This is a genomic window from Maribacter sp. 1_MG-2023 (assembly GCF_030547005.1).
In the GTDB taxonomy this organism is placed as follows: domain Bacteria; phylum Bacteroidota; class Bacteroidia; order Flavobacteriales; family Flavobacteriaceae; genus Maribacter.
Genome location: NZ_JAUOPN010000037.1, coordinates 1 through 2,641, shown reverse-complemented (window position 1 = coordinate 2,641; position 2,641 = coordinate 1). Strand labels below are relative to the sequence as shown.

The following is a 2,641-nucleotide window of genomic DNA, read 5'->3' as shown; positions in this document are numbered from 1 at the left end:
GCCCTGTTCGCCGATAATGTCATGTTGTACGCATCGTTAGCACGTGAATCGGTATGCGAACGTACCTGTACGTTGACATTCGGGTATTCGTTCAAATATGCCAATACCTTGTTGATACTGATCCTCGCATCTTCTCGGATGAAGTACTTGTCGAAATCGAAGTAGATCGGTTCTATGTTCAGGTATTTGGCAAGGTCGGTGCCTATCGGTGCAGATGGGTCTACCTGTGCCAGTACGATCTCTATGCCGGTCGCGTCTTCTGCTTTTACGGTCATGAAGGTCTTGTTGCCTTCCTCGTAATCCGTCTTGGTGGCTACTACCTTATAACTACCTTCGCCACAATTACCTTTCATTTCGAACGCCCCGTTCGCATCGGTGTTCGAACTTGATACTACTTTGTTATCCTTGTCGTATACCGTTACCGATGCATCCGTTAACAGTGCATTGGTTTTTTGGTCCTTTACGATTCCCGTAATATTTGTATGACAGGTGAAGTCCAACGGGGTCATTTCTACAAAACTGTAGATATCGTCATTGCCCTGTCCTCCTTTTCGGTTCGATGCGAAAAAGCCTTTCTTGGTCTCTTCGTTTATAATGTATGAGAAGTCGTCTTCCTCTCCGTTCAAAGGGCGTCCTACATTGTAGATCTCTCCCCTTTCATTGTTCAGGTCCGTTGCGAAGACGTCAAGTCCTCCAAGTCCCGGATGCCCGTCCGATGAAAAATATAATTTATCGGATTCCGTTACGAACGGGAAGGTCTCCCTTGCCTCCGTATTGATTCTTGGTCCTAGGTTCTTCGGTGTACCGAAACTGCCGTCCGTGTTGATGTCCACCACGTAGATATCCGACTCCCCTTTCGTTCCCGGCATATCGGAAGCGAAGTACAATTTGGTTTCGTCGTTGTTCAGCGTCGGGTGTGCTACCGAATAACTGTCCCCGTTGAAAGGTAGTTCTTCGATTTCGTTCCATTCACTGTTTTCTTTTGTCGCCCTGTATATCTTTAGTCTACTTACCCCTTCCTCGTCCCTTTCGAATTTTCCCTCATCGGAATTGTTCCTTGTAAAGTACATCGTCTGTCCGTCCTTGGTGAATGCCGTTGATGATTCATGGGTCTTTTTGTTCAATCTTTTACTGAGCTTGTCTACATTGGTAAAGTTACCCTGATCGTCCTGTTCAGCTTTGTACAGGTTCAAGAAAGATCCGTTGTTCCATCTATGGATGTTCTTCGTTAATAGTCCGCTGTCCCTTGCCGTAGAAAACACCAATCCGTCTTCATAGAAAGAGGGTGCAAAGTCCGATACCTTCGAGTTCAGACCTATGTTCTTTAGTTCGTACCTGCCCGAGCGTTCCTCGATCTGTTCCAGGTAGTCTTGGTTCTCTCCAAAAGTGATGGCGCGTTGGTCGTTCGTTTTTGCACTCTTGAACTTCTGCATCCAAGTGTCGGATTCTGTATAGTTTTCCAACGACTTCAAAGTCTGTGCGTAGCGGTACATATACTCCGGGTCGATATCCGTCCCCTCAAGTGCGAACAGTTTGCCGTACCAGCTAGATGCTTCTTCGTAGTTTGCATTTAAATAGTTCGCGTTGCCTAAATTCTTGTACACCTCTTCTTCGGTATATCCGTCCTTTACCAATTGCTCGTACGATTGTATCGCCGAGGCATAGGCATAGTCCGTGAATTTTGTATCCGCTTTCTTTATCTTCTTGTCCTGTGCGTTCGCCATCATAGCCATTACCGCCAAGCCACAAAAAATATATCCTGTTTTTTTCATGTCGTTTTTTATTAAAAGAATCTTGGGGTGATCACTCGTTTGTACTTGTTCAAGAATTCATAGCGCAGCATGATCTCGAAAGAACCGTCGTTGAACGTTGTCGCTCCCAGATCGGTCGTTTCTTTATCATATGCCAGACCTATCATGAACTGGTCGTTCAGCTGAAAACCGAACAGTGCGCTGAGTGCCGCGTCCCATCTATACGCAGCTCCCAAAGAGAACTTGTCGTTGAACAGAAAGTTTGCACTAAGGTCAACTTGTAACGGTGCTCCCTTTACTGCTTTTATAAGTGCCGCAGGCTTGAACTTTACGTTGCCATTAAGATCGAACACATAGCCCGTGATCAGATAGAAGTTCATACGCTCTTGTGCGATCAGGCTAGAACTGTTCGTATCCGAACTGTCGAAATGCTCGGTCTGTAAAAAGTTCGGAACCGATAGCCCTGCATAGAACTGGTCCGTATGGTAATAGATCCCCGCTCCGAAGTTCGGTGAGAACTTGTTGTCGATGTTCGGTAGGTTGCTCTCCGCTCCGTAGTTCCTCAGTTTCGTGAAATCTACGTTCAATAGGTGTCCGCCCGCTTTAAGTCCGAAGGAAAGCTTCCCTTCCTCAGAGGTATTTACCGTATAGCTGAAAGCTGCATCGATATAAGTATCCTGGTTCGCACCGTTACCGATCTCGTCGTTCACCACTGATAGCCCAAGACCTACATGGTCCGATACCGGTGTATGGAAGTTCAGCGTCTGCGTCGTCGGTGCGCCGTCAAGCCCCACCCACTGCGAACGGTGCAGTGCCGCTATGCTCAACACTCCCCGTGAACCTGCATACGCAGGGTTCACCGATATCGTATTGTACATGTACTGCGTGTA

2 protein-coding genes are annotated in these 2,641 nt (G+C 47.0%); both read right to left on the bottom strand.

From position 1 onward, the window contains the following. Window positions 1-1,772 (bottom strand): carboxypeptidase regulatory-like domain-containing protein (locus Q4500_RS18585; RefSeq protein WP_303601055.1); only part of this gene is annotated, 1,772 nt, incomplete at its 3' end. Window positions 1,773-1,783: 11 nt separating this feature from the next. Continuing rightward, a partial coding sequence (locus tag Q4500_RS18580; RefSeq protein WP_303601054.1) for a type IX secretion system membrane protein PorP/SprF occupies window positions 1,784-2,641 on the bottom strand: 858 nt, incomplete at its 5' end.